This is a genomic window from Sporolactobacillus inulinus, from assembly GCF_006539285.1.
In the GTDB taxonomy this organism is placed as follows: Bacteria; Bacillota; Bacilli; order Bacillales; family Sporolactobacillaceae; genus Sporolactobacillus; species Sporolactobacillus inulinus.
In genome coordinates, this window is sequence record NZ_BJMS01000173.1 from 1 (window position 1) to 2,932 (window position 2,932).

The 2,932-nt window shown below is 49.7% G+C and carries 2 protein-coding genes; both read right to left on the minus strand.

Features of this window, described 5'->3' with window-relative positions; all coding sequences use genetic code 11:
- Positions 1-117: 117 nt before the first annotated feature.
- Positions 118-1,347, minus strand: coding sequence for a glycosyltransferase (locus tag SIN01_RS14390; protein ID WP_141306162.1), 1,230 nt, complete (start codon positions 1,345-1,347; stop codon positions 118-120).
- Positions 1,348-1,378: 31 nt separating this feature from the next.
- On the minus strand, positions 1,379-2,698 hold the full coding sequence (locus SIN01_RS14395) for a UDP-glucose dehydrogenase family protein (RefSeq protein WP_141306163.1): 1,320 nt from the start codon (positions 2,696-2,698) through the stop codon (positions 1,379-1,381).
- Positions 2,699-2,932: the final 234 nt, after the last annotated feature.

The following is a 2,932-nucleotide window of genomic DNA, read 5'->3' on the forward strand; positions in this document are numbered from 1 at the left end:
TCTGCGGGGTCTCCTTTGGCCTGCAATCAACAGAGCCGCTCCGCAGGCGCCAGAGCTCTACGCTTTTGATGCTTGGCCAAGACACCGGGCTATTGGTTCGAAGACAGGGCAAAAGGATTAATTTTCTTTACCTATAAAAAGCTGAAGCAGCTCTGCATTTAACTTTTGGATATTAAACGATTCTTTAATCGTCCGGCGCGCGTTTTGCGTGATTCGCTTCCATTTTTCCGGCGTCTTGATCGCCTTCTCTAAGGCTTGCGCAAGCGATGCCGCATCCCGCTCCGGTACAAGATAGCCGTTTTCTCCATCTTGAATCAGTTCGGGAATCCCCGAGTGCATGGTAGCAACCACAAGTTTCTCCATCGCCATCGCTTCCATCAGCTGAACCGGAATGCCTTCCATATCACCATCGCTTGCCGTTACACTCGGCGCAAGGACAATCTGCGCATCCTTCATTAATTTGATCCATTCATCCTGCGTTTTCCAACCGACAAGCTGGATATGCCGCGTCATTTTGCACCGTTCAATCTGCTCCTGTAGCTTGTCCTTTAACGGACCGTCTCCGGCAATCGCATAACGAACGGAATACCCCTTTTTCACCAATTGAGCCACCGCTTCAATCGCGTAGTACAAACCTTTTTTTTCAACCAATCGTGCTGCCGATACAAAGAACAACTGCGCGGCCGGTTGTGAGGGATGACAATCGAAGCGGAGCAGATCAATGCCCATGTGATGCACAACGGTTTTGGTTGGATCTGCGCCAAGTGCGATGCAGCGCCGGCGCCAATGTTCGCTGATCGGCAGAATCACTGATGGCGATCGAAACAAATCGTTATAAGCAGCGCTGCCCTTTTGCTTTACAAAACGCAACATATCGTACCCATGAAAAGCAGTGAATAGTTTTCCACGCAGCAGCCCCATTTCGATGCATTTCTGTGCGAGCAAACCGTTTGGACCGAAGTGTGCCATGATGACCGAATGGTCGGTAAGATCCACTTGGTTGAGTTTGCGGATCAGCAGCACCAAGTTCGGCATGGCTAGTAATTCACGAAGCGGCGCTTTACCTTGATACTTTTTATTGAAGACGCGCGAAATGCCGTGGACACAAATAGCGCGGACAAAGCCGCACCCTTTTCGGATGCGCGAATTTGACTGCGCTGAATCGCCATAATAGACGACATGATCGAGCAAATCATAATACAGAACATCCGGATGCACTTTGGCACCGCCGCTCTTCTTTGCCAGAATCGTCACTTCATGACCGGCGTCAATCAAGCCGGTGATCTGATTCAAAATAAAGGTTTGCGAGAGTTTCGGAAATTCGCCGACGAAAAACAAAATCTTCATTCACGACTCACCAACTTCAGACATATTGCGTTTACTTGCTGACTTCCGGAACAACATTCGGGCGACCGATCGAGTAATATTCTAGATTCGCTGCCTGAGCAGCCGCGATGCTGTAGCAGTTACGTCCGTCGAAGACGATTGGCTGATCCATCAGACGCACATACGTTTCCGGATCCATTCGTTTGATGTCCGGCCAATCGGTAATGATTACCGCAAAATCTGCACCGTCCAACGCTTCGGCAACATGATTTGTATAACGTGCCGGAGCACTGATCCATTTTGCCCCCTGCTCTGCGGCAATCGGATCATAACCGATCACATCCGCACCAAGTGCTGCCAACTGCGGAATCATCACAAGCGCCGGCGATTCGCGCAGATCGTCTGTATTCGGTTTGAAGGCGAGCCCAAGCACCGCCACCTTTTTTCCATTGATCGACCCGAATCGTTCGAGTATTTTATCGATGAGCAAGCGATGTTGCTGATTATTCACTTCAATCACCGATTTAAGTAAATGAAACGCATGATGATGGTTGCCGGCCAGCTGTACCAGCGCGTTGGTATCCTTCGGGAAACAAGAACCACCGTAACCGATGCCGGCACGCAAGAACGCGTCGCCAATCCGATGGTCCATCCCCATTCCCTTGGCTACCTCTTCGACATTTGCGCCAAGCTTTTCACAAAGATTGGCAATCTCATTGATAAAACTGATTTTCGTCGCGAGAAATGCATTCGATGCATACTTAATCATTTCGCTGCTGAACAGATCGGTTTTCACGATTGGAAGGCCAAACGGTTTATTGATTTCTGCGAGTAGACTCGCCGTTTCCTCATCTTCGGTGCCGATGATGATCCGGTCTCCGTGGAACGTATCATGGATCGCCGAACCCTCTCTAAGAAATTCAGGGTTTGACGCGATCCGGATAAACACCCCGGGACGAATACGCCGCATCATGAGACGCTTGATACGCAGATTGGTGCCGACCGGAACCGTGCTCTTGATCACAACCACTACCGGATGATCAATCTGCTCGGCAACTTCGGCAGCCGCTCGTTCGACATAGCTTAAGTTTGCCGATCCGTCCGCATTTTGCGGCGTGCCAACCGCGAGATAAACAACAGCAGCATTCGCTAAACCCAGCTTGTGCTGATCGGTAAAAAACAAACGGTTCTGTTTCTGGTTTCTCAGCATCATCTCGCCAAGGCCCGGCTCATAGATCGTCGGCACCCCTTGATTCAGCGACTCGACCTTCTTCGGATCCACATCGATACATGTAACGGTATGCCCGATTTCTGCGAGCGCAACTCCCGTCACTAAGCCAACATAACCTGTGCCAATGACCGCGATTTTCATCTGAGTCCCCTCCACATTTTTCCTCTATGATTAGCATATCCTCGAAAAGTAGATTTCATGCATTGCTTCTTATTATGCATGCTGCACGTAAAGGGGATATTAAGGAAAATCATGAATTTGGTTAAGTTTTGTGGCGAGCGCCGGCAGAATGCCCCAACCTCAGCACCGCTCGTCGAAGCTTTGCTTTGATCCTGCTTTTCAGATTTGATCGATCGTTTATCATTCCCTTGACAA

Bases quoted from the DNA above. Each gene is read 5' to 3' on its own strand.
- SIN01_RS14395 (WP_141306163.1), bottom strand. From the start codon at position 2,698: ATGAAAATCGCGGTCATTGGCACAGGTTATGTTGGCTTAGTGACGGGA.
- SIN01_RS14390 (WP_141306162.1), bottom strand. From the start codon at position 1,347: ATGAAGATTTTGTTTTTCGTCGGCGAATTTCCGAAACTCTCGCAAACC.